The sequence below is a fragment of the Streptomyces sp. NPDC091281 genome (assembly GCF_044757425.1).
Taxonomy (GTDB): Bacteria; Actinomycetota; Actinomycetes; order Streptomycetales; family Streptomycetaceae; genus Streptomyces.
In genome coordinates, this window is sequence record NZ_JBIVUY010000011.1 from 122,094 (window position 1) to 136,150 (window position 14,057).

At 74.0% G+C, this 14,057-nt stretch carries 15 protein-coding genes; 6 read left to right on the top strand and 9 right to left on the bottom strand.

Annotation, left to right across the window (positions count from 1 at the left end; translation table 11 throughout):
• Positions 1 to 2: 2 nt before the first annotated feature.
• The 4 genes from ACIQPQ_RS26590 to ACIQPQ_RS26605 are packed head-to-tail and all read right to left on the bottom strand — an operon-like array spanning position 3 to position 3,140.
• Entirely contained in the window at positions 3 to 938 is a 936-nt protein-coding gene (locus tag ACIQPQ_RS26590; RefSeq protein WP_401308208.1) for a 2,3-dihydroxyphenylpropionate 1,2-dioxygenase, read from the bottom strand.
• A complete protein-coding gene (locus tag ACIQPQ_RS26595; protein ID WP_401308211.1) occupies positions 935 to 1,864 on the bottom strand; it encodes an alpha/beta fold hydrolase in 930 nt (309 codons plus the stop codon). The genes ACIQPQ_RS26590 and ACIQPQ_RS26595 overlap by 4 nt, the downstream gene beginning before the upstream one ends.
• Positions 1,861 to 2,367, bottom strand: a complete 507-nt coding sequence (locus tag ACIQPQ_RS26600) for a cupin domain-containing protein (protein ID WP_401308214.1) — start codon at positions 2,365 to 2,367, stop codon at positions 1,861 to 1,863. Before ACIQPQ_RS26600 ends, ACIQPQ_RS26595 begins: the two co-directional genes overlap by 4 nt.
• The gene (locus ACIQPQ_RS26605; protein WP_401308216.1) at positions 2,367 to 3,140 is read right to left on the bottom strand and encodes an SDR family oxidoreductase; all 774 of its coding nucleotides are present in this window, start codon (positions 3,138 to 3,140) and stop codon (positions 2,367 to 2,369) included. Before ACIQPQ_RS26605 ends, ACIQPQ_RS26600 begins: the two co-directional genes overlap by 1 nt.
• 154 nt (positions 3,141 to 3,294) lie before the next feature.
• Here ACIQPQ_RS26605 and ACIQPQ_RS26610 point away from each other — a divergent pair, with 154 nt between their 5' ends.
• From ACIQPQ_RS26610 to ACIQPQ_RS26625, 4 genes are all read left to right on the top strand, one after another.
• Complete coding sequence (locus tag ACIQPQ_RS26610; protein WP_401308219.1) at positions 3,295 to 4,158, top strand: IclR family transcriptional regulator; 864 nt, start codon at positions 3,295 to 3,297, stop codon at positions 4,156 to 4,158.
• 362 nt (positions 4,159 to 4,520) lie between these two features.
• Positions 4,521 to 5,021, top strand: a complete 501-nt coding sequence (locus ACIQPQ_RS26615; RefSeq protein WP_401308222.1) for a cupin domain-containing protein — start codon at positions 4,521 to 4,523, stop codon at positions 5,019 to 5,021.
• Complete coding sequence (locus ACIQPQ_RS26620; protein ID WP_401308224.1) at positions 5,018 to 5,458, top strand: nuclear transport factor 2 family protein; 441 nt, start codon at positions 5,018 to 5,020, stop codon at positions 5,456 to 5,458. Before ACIQPQ_RS26615 ends, ACIQPQ_RS26620 begins: the two co-directional genes overlap by 4 nt.
• Positions 5,459 to 5,608: 150 nt before the next feature.
• Positions 5,609 to 7,219 carry a flavin-containing monooxygenase gene (locus tag ACIQPQ_RS26625; protein ID WP_401308228.1) on the top strand — a complete coding sequence of 537 codons (1,611 nt, stop codon included), beginning with the start codon at positions 5,609 to 5,611 and terminating at the stop codon, positions 7,217 to 7,219.
• 64 nt (positions 7,220 to 7,283) lie between these two features.
• Here the strand turns inward: ACIQPQ_RS26625 and ACIQPQ_RS26630 are convergent, their stop codons facing one another.
• Together ACIQPQ_RS26630 and ACIQPQ_RS26635 are read right to left on the bottom strand one after the other, a co-directional pair.
• The gene (locus tag ACIQPQ_RS26630) at positions 7,284 to 8,513 is read right to left on the bottom strand and encodes a PP2C family protein-serine/threonine phosphatase (protein ID WP_401308231.1); all 1,230 of its coding nucleotides are present in this window, start codon (positions 8,511 to 8,513) and stop codon (positions 7,284 to 7,286) included.
• A gap of 137 nt (positions 8,514 to 8,650) precedes the next feature.
• Positions 8,651 to 9,064 (bottom strand): DUF1398 family protein, encoded by a 414-nt coding sequence (locus tag ACIQPQ_RS26635; protein ID WP_401308234.1) that lies wholly within the window; start codon positions 9,062 to 9,064, stop codon positions 8,651 to 8,653.
• Positions 9,065 to 9,202: 138 nt separating this feature from the next.
• Here ACIQPQ_RS26635 and ACIQPQ_RS26640 point away from each other — a divergent pair, with 138 nt between their 5' ends.
• Positions 9,203 to 9,649, top strand: a complete 447-nt coding sequence (locus ACIQPQ_RS26640; RefSeq protein WP_401308237.1) for a MarR family winged helix-turn-helix transcriptional regulator — start codon at positions 9,203 to 9,205, stop codon at positions 9,647 to 9,649.
• Positions 9,650 to 9,702: 53 nt separating this feature from the next.
• On the opposite strand, the gene ACIQPQ_RS26645 is transcribed toward ACIQPQ_RS26640, so the two are convergent.
• Positions 9,703 to 11,163 carry a WGR domain-containing protein gene (locus ACIQPQ_RS26645; protein WP_401308239.1) on the bottom strand — a complete coding sequence of 487 codons (1,461 nt, stop codon included), beginning with the start codon at positions 11,161 to 11,163 and terminating at the stop codon, positions 9,703 to 9,705.
• 227 nt (positions 11,164 to 11,390) lie between these two features.
• Between ACIQPQ_RS26645 and ACIQPQ_RS26650 the strand changes: the two genes are divergently transcribed.
• Positions 11,391 to 12,179, top strand: a complete 789-nt coding sequence (locus tag ACIQPQ_RS26650; protein ID WP_401308242.1) for a CBS domain-containing protein — start codon at positions 11,391 to 11,393, stop codon at positions 12,177 to 12,179.
• A gap of 19 nt (positions 12,180 to 12,198) precedes the next feature.
• Here ACIQPQ_RS26650 and ACIQPQ_RS26655 read toward each other — a convergent pair whose 3' ends face one another.
• Both ACIQPQ_RS26655 and ACIQPQ_RS26660 read right to left on the bottom strand, forming a co-directional pair.
• A complete protein-coding gene (locus ACIQPQ_RS26655; protein ID WP_401308245.1) occupies positions 12,199 to 12,816 on the bottom strand; it encodes a DUF305 domain-containing protein in 618 nt (205 codons plus the stop codon).
• Between the two features lie 72 nt (positions 12,817 to 12,888).
• Positions 12,889 to 13,824 carry a DUF1996 domain-containing protein gene (locus tag ACIQPQ_RS26660; protein ID WP_401308248.1) on the bottom strand — a complete coding sequence of 312 codons (936 nt, stop codon included), beginning with the start codon at positions 13,822 to 13,824 and terminating at the stop codon, positions 12,889 to 12,891.
• Positions 13,825 to 14,057: the final 233 nt, after the last annotated feature.

The following is a 14,057-nucleotide window of genomic DNA, read 5'->3' on the forward strand; positions in this document are numbered from 1 at the left end:
GTTCAGTCCACCGGGAAGGTCGCTCCGATGCCCATGCCGGTGATCCACTCGGGGACCCGCTCGTAGTGCGTCCAGAGCAGGGGCAGTCCGACGGCCGCGTGCCCGATCAGCCAGCAGCGGATCTCGTGGCCGCCGCTGCCCGCCCCGGCCTCCAGCCCGTCGTGCCCGAGGGCGAGGACGGGGTCGAGGTCGGGGACGGCGAGCTGCTTGAGGAACCAGTCGTCCCACTCGGCGTTCACCCGTGCCGTCGGGTCGCCGCCCATGGCCCGTACGCGCGGCTCGCGGGCGGCGGCGAAGGCGCGGGTGTCGCCGCGGCCGTGGATGAGCGCGGCGCGCTTCTCGCCCACCACGGTGGGGTCGCGCGGGTCGTTGGAGGGCAGCCAGTGCGACAGTCCGCCGCTGGCCAGCACGAGGACCCGGCCGGGGAACGCCGAGGCGCGGATCGCCGCCCCGAGGGCGCGTCCGAGCGCGGCGCAGCGCTCCAGGCCGGGCAGCGGCGGCGCCGCCGTGTTGACGACGACGGGCACGAGCGGGATCTCGGTGCCGCCGGTGGCCATCTCGTAGCTCTGCACGATGCCGTGGTCGACGGTGAGGGCGTACGACAGGGAGAGGTCGAAGCCCGCCGCGTCCAGGCCCTCGCGGAGGTCCCAGGCGAGGTCGGCGCGGACCGGGAGGGGGCCGGGGGTGCTGCCGTAGTCGCCGAAGCCCTCGGCGGCGTCGACGCCGATCACGAACGGGGGCATGACGTCGTAGAAGTTGGCGTGGAAGTGGTCCGGTCCGACGACCACGACCGCGTCGGGGGCGAGGTCGGCGACGGCGCGCCGGACGCGGGCCACGCCGGTGAGGAACGACGCGCCGGGGTCGTCGGGGCCGACGGGCGGGAGGAGGGTGGCGAACGGCGAGTGGGACATGCCCAGGAAGCCGATGATCTCGCTCATGCCGGGTCCTTCCGGGCGAGCAGGAACGTGTGGTGGGCGGCGAGGAACTCGGCGGGCTTCTCCCACTGCGGCCAGTGCCCGGCGTCGGTGACGACGTGCAGCCGGGCGTCGGGCAGCCAGCCCAGCAGGAGGGCGGCCTCGTCGAGTCCGCCGGTCGGGTCGTGGTCGGTCCACAGCAGCAGGGTGGGCGCGGCGATCCGGCCGACCCACACGGGGTCCCAGGCGAAGTCCTTGCGGATCTCGGGGTCCTGGAGGACGAGGATGCGTTCGACGGCCTCGGTGAAGCCGGGCCGGGTGTACACCGCGCGGCGCAGGCCGACGAGTTCGTCGGTGACCATGTCCTTGTGGTGGAAGAGGAACGCGACCCGGCGACGGACGGTCTCCTCGTCGGGGCTGCGGACCGCGGCGAGGGTGCTCGCGCGCAGTTTCTCCATCACCTCGGGCTTGTTGGCGATGTTCCCCGGCGTGTTGAGGACCAGCCGGTTCACGCGGTCGGGGTGGTGGGCGGCGGTCCAGGCGGCGACCCAGCCGCCGAGCGACTCCCCCGACAGATGGGCCCGTCCGATGCCGAGCGCGTCCATCAGCCCGAGCAGGTGCGCGGTGAGCACGTCGATGGTGTACGGCGTGTCGGGCAGCCCGGACCAGCCGTGGCCGACCATGTCGTAGGCGGTGACGCGGAAGTCGGCGGCCAGCCCGGCCAGGTCGCGGGCGTAGGCCTCCAGGTGGCCGCCGGTGCCGTGCAGGAGGACGAGGTCGGGTCCGGTCCCGGCGCGCAGGACACGGGTGCGGACGGTGTGGCCGCCCACGGGCACGTCGATGTGGCTCAGTTCGTGGTCGAGGTCGGCCAACTCGTCCCAGATGCTCAGGTGTTCGCGTCCGGCCGGGGGCGCGGGAGGGGCGGGCGGGGCGTGGGTCTCGGATGTCACTGGTCCTCCTCCTGGGAGAAACGGGCGCGCGCCTCGTCGACGGTGACCAGGCCCGCGCTCTGGCGGCGGCCGACCCCGAGCAGGTTGAGCAGCCGGGAGTTCTCGATGGTCAGGAACTCCACCGGGGCGTCGGCGGAGTCGTTGTAGTGGCGGTGCCAGGTCCACGGCGGGGTGTAGACGAAGTCGCCGGTGGACCAGGCGACGGTCTCGTCCTCGACCTCGCTGTGCCCGGTGCCGGAGATGACGTAGTGGACGGTCTCGTGGTGGTGGCGCTGCATGTCGGAACTCGCCCCGGCCGGGATGGTCTGGCGGAACAGTTCGAAGGTGGCGGTGGGCAGCCGTCCGGCGACGGACAGCAGGGTGGGGTTGTGGATCTGGTCCGTGGGAAGTTCCTCCAGCTCGTCCGCGCGCACCACGATCGGGCGCAGCGGGCTCGCGGGCACCGTGGCGGACACGGTGCCGAGGAAGTCCTTCATGGTGAAGTCCGGGCCGGAACTGCTCATCAGATGGTCTCCGTTCGTCCGCCGTCGACAGTCAGGACGGTCCCGTTGATGTAACTCGCCGCGGGCGAGGCGAGGAAGGTCACCGCGGCCGCGATCTCGGCGGGGCGGGCCGGGCGGGCGGCGGGCACGGCGGCGGTGTCCTCGGCGACCAGGTCCTCGTAGGGCCGTCCCGCGGCCAGGGCGCGCGAGGTGAGGACCTGGGTGCGGCGCTCGGTGGCGGTGGCGCCGGGGGCGACGCAGTTGACGGTGACGCCGTCGGCGGCGTACTCGCGGGACAGCAGTTTCGCGGCGGCCGTGACCGCCGAGCGCAGTACGACGGAGGCGGCGAGGTCGGGCTGGGGCTGGCGTACGGCGGTGGAGGTCACGACGACGACCCGGCCGAAGCCGCGCTGCGCCATGGCGGGCAGCGCCAGCCGGGCCAGCCGCAGCGGGCCGAGGAGGAGCAGTTCGAACGCGGACCGCCACTGGTCGTCGCCGAGGTCGAACACCGACCCCGGCGGCGGGCCGCCCGCGTTCAGCACCAGCACGTCCAGCGGGCCGTGCTCCTCCCCGATCCGCGCGAGCAGGCCGGCCGCCGCCCCCGTGTCGGCCATGTCGCCGACCATCGGATGCACGGGGGCGCCGGTCTCCGCGCTCAGCTCGCGCGCGGCCTGCTCCAGGGCGGCGGGGCGGCGGCCGGTGACGACGACGCGGTGCCCGGCCCGCGCCAGGTCCTCCGCGACCGCCCGGCCGATCCCGGCGGCTCCCCCTCCGACCAGCGCGGTGCGTCTCACGGTGACTGCCTTTCCGTAGTCCGGGCGGGTGCCTGCGCCCCGGTGGCACGGGGCGGGCGTCTGCGGGCGGTCCCGGCGGCGGGACGGGCCGCGCGGTTGACCGGGTCCCACGGGGTGGGTCTAGCGTGGGCCACGTGAAGGCGAGGAACCAGGGATGAGTCCCACCAGGCAGGACACCCGGCCCGACGACACGCCGGACGAGCGACCGGACGGCGGACCGGGCGGACCGGACGACGGCGCACCGGGCGGCGCTGTGGACGCGCCCTCGGCCGTGACGGCGTCGCGGTCGGGCGCGCTGGACCGGGCCGCCGCGATCCTGGGCGCGTTCGACGCCGCCCACCGGGAGCTGACGCTCGGCGCGCTGGTGCGCCGCTGCGGGCTGCCCCGGTCGACCACCCACCGCACCGCCGAGACGATGATCAGACTGGGCTGGCTGGACAAGCCGGGCGAGCGCTACCGCATCGGCAACCGGCTGTTCGAACTGTCCGGCCTGGCGCCCGTCCGGCACGAGCTGCGCGAGGCGGTGCTGCCCTTCCTCCAGGACCTGTACGGCGCCACCCGGACGACGGTGCAGCTCGGCGTCCTGGACGGCACCCGCGTGCTGATCGTCGAGAAGATCACCGGGCACCGTCCGATGCCGATGCTCTCGCAGGTCGGCGGGTTCATCCCGGCGTACTGCTCGGGGCTGGGGCGCGCGATCCTCGCCTATTCGGCGCCCGAGGTGATCGACGCCGTCGTCGCGGCCGGGCTGGAGCCGCGCACGTCCCGCACGGTGACCACGCCGACGGGACTGCGGCGGGAGCTGGCGGCCATCCCGCACCGGGGCTGGGCGGCCGACCGGGAGGAAGGCAACATCGGCGTCAGCTGCGTCGCCGCCCCGATCTTCGGACCGGAAGGGCAGGTCGTGGCCGCGCTGTCGGTCACCGGCCCCACGGCGCTGGTACGCGCGGACCGGGCCGGGCCCGCCGTACGGCTCGCCGCCGCGGCCGCGACGCGCGCCTACTCCACCCGGCGCTGACCACCGCCGCCCCGACCCCACCGACCTGCACGGCCCGACCCACCTGCACGGCCTCCCCCACCTTGCCCGCCCCGCCCGGCCCCGCCCTGCGCCGACGGAGCGCCCGCCGGCCTGAATCCGGGTCCCGGCCAGTGGGACGACGTCCTGCCGGGGCGGCCCGCCCGGCCCCATACTGACGCCACGTCGGGCCGATGCGCGGACCGGACGGTCCGGCGCAGGCCGGGCACGGTGCCCCGCCCCACCCGGCGGCGGGACCGCGCGGACGCACCCTCGGGTACGCGGCCCGGGGCACCGCGCGCATCGGCCGGGAGCAGCAGCCGCGAACCGCAGGCCGCCAGGCGGCCGGTGAAGGAGTGTCGGTCATGGACCTCGAACAGCAGCAGGCCCCCGCACCATCCCCGTCCCCCCGGCACACCGTCCTCGCCCCCGGCGACGGCGACGACGTGGGCGCGATCGGCCTGGGCATCTTCGTCAAGCTCACGGGTGAGGACACCAAGGGCGCGTACTCGCTGTTCGAGTACGTCGTCCCGCCGGGCCTCGGCGGCCCGCCCACCCACATCCACAGCCGCGAGGACGAGCTGTTCGTCTGTACGGCCGGGGTGGCCACCGTCGAGCTGGGCGGCGAGGTGCACCGCCTCCGGCCGGGGGCGGCGCTGCTGATGCCGCGCGGGGTGCCGCACATGTTCTACAACGAGGGCGAGACCGAGACCCGGATCGTCGCCGTGGTCTCCCCGCCCGGCCTGGAGAACTACTACCGGGACCTGAGCGCGCTCCCGCCCGGCCCGCGCGACATGACCAAGGTCGCCGAGATCATGGACCGCCACGGCCTGTCCCTCGTGAAGAAGAGCGGGGAGCAGCGGTGACCGGCACGGCCGCCGCGGGCCTGGAGGCGGACGCCCAGGAGGCCGCGGAGCGGATGGTGCGCGACCTGTGCGAGGCGGTCGACGCCCATGACTTCGACCGCTTCGGCGCGTACTTCACCGACACGGCATCCTACCGCTTCGGCAACGCCGAGCCGCTGCGGGGCCGCGCCGCGATCGTCGCGGCCACCGCGGGGGCCGTCGCGGCCATCCCGCCCGTACGGCACCGGGTCGACCAGGTGGTGCGCCACGGGGACCAGCTGTTCTGCCGCTTCACCATCGAGGTGGCGGCCCCCGCCGGGACGGTCGCGATGCCGTGCGTGACAGTGGTCGAGCTGGCGCCGGGCCGCCCCGCCGGGGAGGACGCCGTGATCGTCGACTACCGGGTGCACATGGACATCGCACCGGCCCTGGAAGCCGCCGAGGCCGCACGAGTCTGACGGGCCCGCACCGTGCCGGGTCCCCGGACGCCCGGGGACCCGTGTCCCGCCGATCCCCCCTGTTTCCCTGATCACCCGCTGTCCCCCCGTCCCGCAGAGCCGCAGAGCCGCAGGAACCGCAGAACCTCAGAGCCGCCAGAGGAGAGTCACGTGAGAATCGGGATCATCGGCGCGGGAGTCGCCGGGCTGAGCACGGCCAAGGTGCTGAAACAGGCCGGTCACGACGTGGTCGTGTTCGACCGGACCCCGGACGTGGGCGGGGTGTGGAGCCGCACCCGCCGCTACCCGGGCGTCTCCACCCAGAGCCCGAAGGCGCAGTACTCCCTCTCGGACTTCCCGATGCCGTCGGACTACCCGGAGTGGCCGAGCGGCGAGCAGGTGCAGCGCTACTTCGCCGCCTACGCCACGGCCTTCGGCCTCGACCCCCATCTGCGGCTCGACACCGAAGTGATCACGGCCGAGGCCGCGGACGGCGGGTGGGCCCTCACCGCCCGCGCGGCCGGGGCGGGACCGGAGGCCGGGACGGTCACCGAGGTGTTCGACCGGCTGGTGGTCGCCAACGGCGTCTTCTGCGAACCGGCGATGCCCGCCTTCCCGGGGGTGGACGAGTTCACGGCCGCGGGCGGCCGGCTCTGCGCGGGGTCGGAGTTCCACGACGTGGAGGAGGCCCGTGACCGGCACGTCCTGGTGGTCGGCTACGGCAAGTCCGCCTGCGACGTCGCGGTGGCGATCAGCCGGGTGGCGGCGGGAACCGACGTCATCGCCCGGCAGATGCTGTGGAAAGTGCCGCGCAGGATCGCCGGGGTCGTCAACTTCAAGCTGCTGCTGCTCACCCGGATGGGCGAGGCCCTGTTCCGCTACCGCGTGCTGCGGGGCGTGGAGAAGTTCCTGCACGGCCCCGCGAACGGTCTGCGCCGCCGCATGCTCAACTCCATCGGTTCGGTGTCGGTCCGCCAGTACGGGCTCAAGCAGGCCGGGCTCGTACCGCGCGGCGGCATGGAGGACATCGTCAAGGGCGCCATCGGCCTGGGCACGGAGGGCTTCTACGAGGGGGTCGCCGACGGGTCGATCACCGTCCACCGCGACGTGACGATCGCGCGGCTGTCCGCCGAGGACGGCCGTCCGCACGCCGAACTCAGGGACGGCACGGTCCTCCCCGCCGACCTGGTCGTCTGTGCCACCGGATTCACCCAGGGGGTGCCGTTCCTCGGGCCCGACGTGGAGCGGCGGCTGCTGGACGAGCGCGGCAACTTCATGCTCTACCGGCAGATCCTCCCGCTCGGCGTGCCCGGCCTGTACTTCAACGGCTACAACTCGTCCTTCTTCAGCCCGCTCAACGCGGAGATGGCGGCGCTGTGGATCGCGGCGGACCTCGCCGGGGCGGTCACGCTGCCGCCGGCGAGGGAGCGCAGGGAGGCCGTGGTCGCGCAGCTCGCCTTCATGGACACCGCGACGGACACCCACCACTGCCGGGGAACGAAGATCATCCCGTTCTCGATGCACAACGTGGACGAGGTCCTCTCCGACCTGGACCTCAACGTCTCCGCCGCCGTCCGGGCGTCCCACTGGCTCAACCCGGTCGACCCGGCCGCGTACCGCCGCATCACGCCCCGTCTCCTCGCCCGCCTGCCCGGAGTCCCCGGCACGTCGGCCACGGCTCCCCCGTCGGCAGCGGCTCCTGCGCCGTCGGCTCCTGCGTCGGCGACGGCCCAGCCGCCGGTCACGGCCACGGCGGCGGAACGGGCTCCTGAGGCGAGCTGACGACCGGCCGACGCCGTAGTGCGCGGGGCCGTGCCGCGCGGGCGGCCGAGAAGGGGTCGTCGGGTCAGAGCCGGACCACGACCAGGGCGGTGTCGTCGGTGGTGCCGGACGGGGGGAGAAGTTCATCCAGGAGCAGGTCGGCCAGGTCCTCGGGGGCGCTGTCCCGGTGGCGGGTGAGGGAGTCGGCGAGGCGGGCGAGGCCGGTGTCGATGTCCTCGGTGCGGCGCTCGATGAGGCCGTCGGTGTAGAGGACGAGGGTGGCGCCCTCGGTGAACCCGACGTGGGCCTGCGGGCGCGGCACGTGGGCCGGGCGGGCGGCGAGCGGCGGGTCGGTGGCCTGGTCGAGGAAGGTGACGGTGCCGTCCGGGTGGAGCAGCGCGGGCGGCGGGTGACCGGCGCAGCTGTAGGAGACGGTGTGCCGGTCCCGGTCGACGAAGGCGGTCACGACGGTGGTCGACTCGGCGCCGTCGACGGACCGGGCGTACAGCCCGAGGACCTCCAGTGCGCGGGCGGGTCCTTCCGCGACGCGGCAGGCGGCGCTCAGCGCGCTGCGCAGCTGGCCCATGACGCCCGCCGCCGCCAGACCGTGACCGACGACGTCCCCCACGGTGATCGCGAGGTTCCCGCCGGGGAGGTCGACGAGGTCGTACCAGTCGCCGCACACGTTGAGGGCGCCGACGGCGGGCTGGTAGCGAACGGCGGCGCCGTGCAGCCCGGCGGGCGTCGGGGCGGGCAGCATGGCCGCCTGGAGGGCAAGGGCGATCTCGCGCTCCCTGGCGTGCGCCTGCCGCAGCCGGTCGTTGATCTCCTGCAGCTCACGGGCGCGTGTGTACAGCTCCGCCTCCAGCGCGCTCGACGAGGGGTCGCCGCCGGGGCCGCCGCGGGCGCGGATGAGCTGGGTGACCTCCTCCACGCGGTGCGCGATGAGGCGGACGTGGCCGTCCGGGTCGAGGACGGGGGCGTTGACGGGGCTCCAGTAGTGCTCCCGCCAGCGTCCGTTGCGGGACGGGTCCTGGATGTCGTAGCGCAGCAGGGCCATGGTGTCGCGCTCGCCCGTCTCGACCACGCGGATCATCGAGGCCTGCGTCTCCGCCCGTCCGGCGGCGGCCGGGTCGTGGGGGTTCTCGGGGAAGACGTCGAAGATGTACCGGCCGAGGAGTTCTTCGCGGCTGCGGCCCGCCAGCCGGAGGAAGTCCTCGTTGGCGTCGGCGTACACGAGGTCCGGGGTGAGCAGCGCCACCATTCCGGGCAGGGCGCGGAAGACCGCCTCGTAGTCGATCCGCGGTTCCGTCATGTGCTGCCTGCCTCGGCGCCGAGCGTGTCTGTGCCGCACCAGGATAGGAGGGGAACCGCTCCGCCGCCGGACACCGCACCGGACGGAGCAACGGGGCGGGACGGGGGGACGGTGGGGGCGGGCCGACGGGGGCGGGCTCAGATCTCGACGGCCGGGTAGACCTCCGTGTAGTTGTCGCCGTCGGCGCCGTGGTAGGTGCAGGTGCGGGCGGCGAGGTCGACGTCGTAGCTGACGACGCCCGCCTCCCAGCAGCCGCGGACGAACTCCGGGTAGGTGGTCCCGCCCGCCTGGCTGGCCCGCAGGGACGCGACGAAGCGCGCCTCGTCGTACGGCGGGACGTCGGCGGTGCCGGTGATCAGCGGGTCGCCGAGGACGGTGACCGCGCCGTCGGGGGACGCGTAGACGGTGGTCATCGACGGGACGGTCACCCGGTAGCCCGTGACGCGTGCCTGGCGGAGCGCCTCGGCGAGGTAGGGGAAGCCGCCGACGGGCGGGCGGACGGCGGCGGCGCGCTCGTAGGCGGCGCGCAGGTTCAGGATCGCGGTGCTCATGGTCGTGCTCCGGGAGGGAAGAGGCTGCGTCGGGGCGCCCGGACGGGACGCCCCGACGGTAGGATGACAACACATTCACAGACTGACAACGTGTTGTCAATCGCGGATCTCCGGAGGACCTGGCATGGAGGACACGGCATGGCCGACGAACTCGCCCTGCTGATCGCCGACGTCTACGAGGCGGCGGGGGCGCTGCGCCGGTCCGGCGAGGCGATCGCCTCGTCGCGGGGGCAGACCCAGGCGCGGTGGCAGGTGCTCAGTGTCGTCTCGGACACCCCGCAGACCGTGGCGGGCGCGGCACGGCGGCTCGGGGTGGCCCGGCAGGGGGTGCAGCGTCTCGCGAACGACCTGGTCGGCGAGGGGCTTGCCGCCTTCCGCACCAACCCGGACCACCGGGGGTCACCGCTGCTGGCGCTGACGCCGGACGGGGAGCGCGTCCTGCGGGAGATCACCGCGCTGGCCGCCGAGGCGCACCGGTCGCTGGCGGTCGGTCTCCCGGAGGCGGACATCGCGGCGGCGCGCACCCTCCTGCGGCGCCTCGTCGAGGAGGTGCGCCGACGGGAGGCGGAGACACCCGGGGGGTGAGGCCCGCACGGGAGTGGGGCCCGCTCTCGGGTGCGGCGCCCCCCGGTCGCCGGTCACAGCAGGCGGCGGATGTCACCGCGGACGCGGTAGAAGCCGCCCGCGGCCGGGTGCAGGGCGTCCACGACGTAGCGTGCTCCGGGTTCGCGGATGGCGCGGGGGAACTGGACCTTCCAGGACCGCTCGTAGCCCTCGCTGACCACGTGGACGCGGACGCGGCCGGCCTCCTGGACGCACTCGACGACGATGGTGCCCGCGGGGGCCTGGGCGATGGTGGTGACGGCCTCGACGGCGGTCGCGGGCTGGTGCACGGGCAGGGCGGCGGCGAGCTTGATGTCGCGGGCCACCGGGACCGTGCCCTGCTGGGCCGCGGCCACGGCCGCCTCGCTCGCGTCCACGCAGACCAGCGAGCCGTCCGTGGTCACCAGGTACAGCCGCTCGTCGTGGTACTGCATCGACAGGGCCGATCCGCCGCCCGTGCCGAGCTTCCACAGCCGGGTGCCGTCCCGGTCGAAGCAGTAGACGGAGGAGGAGGCGTCCCCGGCGAAGACGTAGCGGCCGCCGGGCGAGGTGGCGCAGGAGTAGACCGCGCTGTCGCAGCCGTAGGTGGCCTCGATGGCGCCGGTCGCCTTCGCGAGGCGCTGCACGACGCGGTGCGCGGTGCCCGCGTACACGGCGTCGGCCTCCTGCCAGCCGAAGAGGACGCCGCCGCGGGTGGCGGTGTGCCACAGTTCGGCGCCGCCGTCGGGGGCGTAGGCGGTGACGCCCTTGTGGTGGCCGTGGTAGACGGCGCGGTCGTCGGCGCGGACCATCCAGGCGTGGTCGCCCTGGCTGCGGCGGGCCCACTGGTGCTCGTCCTCGTGGTCGATGACGGTGAGGCGGCCGCCCGCGTCGGACACGTCGAGGACGCCCTCGTGGATGTCCAGCCAGAAGATGTCGACGTCGGCGGCGATGTCGTAGGCGGCGAAGGGGAGCTTGGAGGAGAGGTCGTAGACCTTGCCGTCGTCGCAGCCCGCGTAGATCCAGAAGTCGTCGGCGACGAGGCACTTCACGCCGTCGGGGAGGCTGAACTGGGCGAGGGCGGTGCCCTCGTGGTCGAGGGTGTAGACGTCGCCCGCCTGGTTGCCCACCCAGCAGTGGCGGTCGTCGACGTGGATGCCGAAGGCGGAGGAGCCGGTGCGGAACCGCCACAGCACCGGGGCGACGGCCTTCGCGGTGGACGGGGCCGAGGTCACCTGACGGCGGGTCACGGGGCGCGGGGCGCGCCCGCCGCGCACGGCCGGGGCGTATCCCTTGCGGACCTTCTCCCCCACCTTCTTCGCGGCGGCGGCCTGGGCCTTCTGCGGAGTGGCGAACGAGGAGACCTGCGTCTGCCCGTCGGCGCCTATCCGGCCGTAACGGACCGTCACGACGAGGCCGTCGACGGTCACCTCGTAGAACTTGTGCGCCCCACCGGTCTCCTGGGACAGCTCCAGATACGTCGTCGACACAGCGGTTCCCTCGGCACCCGCGGACATGGCGCACCCCTCCTCACGGACGGACCCGCGGCCGTTCCGGCGGGTCCAACTGTCTGAACCGTAGAGGAGGCCACTGACAACGCACCCGGTGGTCCGGTCGCGGACGTCCGAGGTCAGGGCCGGATGTCGGGCGCACTCGGGGGCCCGCCGTTCGTTGATGATGTCGGTGGCGGCCGGACGGGCGCGTCACCCGGTCCCCGAGCCGGCACCAGAGAGGCAGTTCCGCGATGAACCACCAGTCCGTGCGCGACGTCATGAGCAACGCGGTCGTCACCGTCCAGGCGGGCACGCCGTTCAAGGAGATCGCGCATCTGCTGCTGGAGTACGACATCACGGCGGTGCCTGTCGTGGACGCCGCGAACCGGCCGGTGGGCGTGGTGTCGGAGGCGGACCTCCTCCAGAAGATGTGGGGCCGTCAGGAGAGCGAGACCGGGGAGACGGGCACGGGCGGGACGGGCACGGGCGGGACGGGCGGGGAAGGCCCGGGTGCGGACTCCCCCGGTCCGGGCCCGGTGGCGCGCCCCGCGAAGACCTGGGCGACCGACGCGGCGGGGCTGATGACGTCCCCCGCGGTGTCGGCGCGCGAGGACTGGAGCGTGGTGGACGCCGCCCGGGTGATGGCCCGGCACGGGGTGAAGCGGCTGCTCGTCGTGGACGAGGCGGAACGGCTGATCGGCGTGGTGAGCCGGAGCGACCTGCTGCGCATCTTCGTCCGCTCGGACCAGGCGATCCGTACCGAGATCGTGGAGGAGGTGCTGGTGCGGACGCTGGGCGAGGCGCCCTCAGCACTTCAGGTCGACGTGACGCACGGCCAGGTCGTCCTCAGCGGACGCCTGTCGTCAGGCGCGTCGGTCGAGGCGCTGGAGGAGCTGTGCCGGAGCGTCGACGGGGTGGTGGCCGTGGAGTTCCGTCCGGTGCGGGAGGCGGGGGCGGACGTGACCGGGGTGGACGTGTCACGGGCGGACGGGCCGCAGGCGCCCGCGCCGAGAGCGGTCGACGAGCCCGAGCGCGACTGACCGGGCCGTCGTACGTCGTTCACGCGTCCTCGGTGGGCAGCGTGCGCTGCGCCTCGGCCGCCGACTCGCCGACCTTCGCGGCGAGTTGCTTGACCTTCGGGCCGGTTCCGGTGCCGGCGACGGCGGTCGCCATGTTCTGTGCCTGGACGAGGTGTTCGCGCATCGCGGCGCGCAGGAGGGTGTCGAAGGCCTTGCCGCGGGCCTTCTCCAGGTCCTGGAGTTCGGTCGTGCTGACCATGCCGGGCATGTCGTGGCCCTTGTGCGGGTTGTCGTCGCGGACGCCCGCGTCGGCGAGCATGCCGCGCAGCGCGGTGAGGTCGGTGCGGTGCCGGGCGGCCAGGCCGGTCGCCCAGGTGCCGAGCCGGGCGTCGGCGCCCTGGGCGGGGGCCAGTTCGAGCAGGTGCCGGGCCTGGTCGTCCATGGCGATCATCAGCTGGAGCCAGCCGATCGCGGTGGTGTCGAGACCGCCCTGGACGGCCGCGCCCGCGCCGCCCGCGCTCCCGGCCGGGGCGGCGGCGGGCGGTGCGGCCGCCCGGCCGGTGTCCTGCGGTGACGCCGAGCACCCCGACACGGCGAGGGCGCAGAGCGTGGCCGCCACGACGAGTGCCGACCGTGCGGTGTACGCCGTCGCTGCCATGTCGTTCCCTCTTCTCGCGGTGGTGTCACGGGGTGCTGTGCGGGGTGCCCGGCGTGTCTCACGGGGCGTCGGTCAGGACGGGTTGCCGTCCGCGCCGCACTTGACGATCACGTTGATGCAGTTGGTGACGCGGCGGGCCAGTTCGTTCTCCGGCCAGGCGTTGAAGAAGTCGCCGTGCATCGTGTAGCCGGGTCCGGACGCCAGCCGCAGGGCACCGGTGGCACCGGAGACCGGGTAGCGCAGGACCTGGCGGAGCTTGGGCACCGGCACCGGGTGGCTGGCCGGGCAGCCGCCGTTGACCGGGTAGGACATGTGGCTCTTGTGGTCGGCGGAGTCGAGGTCGCGTCCGTTCCAGCACTGCGGGAAGTCGAGGTACGACTCCAGCATCGAACCGGCCGGGCAGGACACGAAGTCCTTGGAGGGGTTGACCTCCCCGTGGTGCAGGCAGGACCAGCGGGCCACGGAGCTGGGGTCGTTGACCCCGGTGGCCTTGGCGTTGCCGGCCACGATCCGCAGGCCCTGCGGGAACGGCCGGATGCGCTGGATGACGTCGTCGCGGACGCCCTCGCCCAGGTAGTAGAAGGTGGTCCCGGTCGGTTCGACGGGCTGGTCGTTGCGGTACAGCGTCGGCACCCAGTACGACGAGGTGTCGACGGCCGGGCTGCACGTCGAGGACGAGCCGAGCAGGTCGGTGACGTTCGTACGGGCGTTGGTCACCCGGCTCCCGAAGAAGCTGTGCATGTGGGAGGCGCCGGGCAGGCCCGGGAAGACGATCGGGTCGTCGGGCAGGCGGTGGCTGTAGGGACACTCGGCGAGGAACTCCGCGACCCGGACCACCTGGGCGGCCTGGGGGGCGGCGTCGATCGTGGTGCCCGCGCGGTCCGTGCCGGAGGGGACGGAACCCGCGTACAGGGTGGCGAGCAGGAGCCCCAGGGCCGCGAGCGCGGTGGCCCAGGGGCGGCGGACGCGCGAGCGCGCCGGGGGTGGAGTCGGGGGGGTGTTCGGCACGGCACTCCTTCAGGGGAAGTGGTGGGGGCTGCCTCTCCGGAGCCGGTCCCCCGCGACCACGGGTGCCGCGGGGGCCGGGACCGGAACCGCTTCGGTGGAAACCACGTGCTGGAACCGCTTTCCGCAACCGGTACCGGAACCGGTTCCGGCTGTGCCCCGGAGTGAACCCACATGTCATGCCATCGTCAATACCTCTCGTAAGGATTGGTACCGTCCGGGCCCGTTCCGCCTTC

Bases quoted from the DNA above. Each gene is read 5' to 3' on its own strand.
- ACIQPQ_RS26655 (WP_401308245.1), bottom strand. From the start codon at position 12,816: ATGGCAGCGACGGCGTACACCGCACGGTCGGCACTCGTCGTGGCGGCC.
- ACIQPQ_RS26645 (WP_401308239.1), bottom strand. From the start codon at position 11,163: ATGTCCGCGGGTGCCGAGGGAACCGCTGTGTCGACGACGTATCTGGAG.
- ACIQPQ_RS26590 (WP_401308208.1), bottom strand. From the start codon at position 938: ATGAGCGAGATCATCGGCTTCCTGGGCATGTCCCACTCGCCGTTCGCC.
- ACIQPQ_RS26650 (WP_401308242.1), top strand. From the start codon at position 11,391: ATGAACCACCAGTCCGTGCGCGACGTCATGAGCAACGCGGTCGTCACC.
- ACIQPQ_RS26615 (WP_401308222.1), top strand. From the start codon at position 4,521: ATGGACCTCGAACAGCAGCAGGCCCCCGCACCATCCCCGTCCCCCCGG.
- ACIQPQ_RS26600 (WP_401308214.1), bottom strand. From the start codon at position 2,367: ATGAGCAGTTCCGGCCCGGACTTCACCATGAAGGACTTCCTCGGCACC.
- ACIQPQ_RS26640 (WP_401308237.1), top strand. From the start codon at position 9,203: ATGGCCGACGAACTCGCCCTGCTGATCGCCGACGTCTACGAGGCGGCG.
- ACIQPQ_RS26630 (WP_401308231.1), bottom strand. From the start codon at position 8,513: ATGACGGAACCGCGGATCGACTACGAGGCGGTCTTCCGCGCCCTGCCC.
- ACIQPQ_RS26610 (WP_401308219.1), top strand. From the start codon at position 3,295: ATGAGTCCCACCAGGCAGGACACCCGGCCCGACGACACGCCGGACGAG.
- ACIQPQ_RS26635 (WP_401308234.1), bottom strand. From the start codon at position 9,064: ATGAGCACCGCGATCCTGAACCTGCGCGCCGCCTACGAGCGCGCCGCC.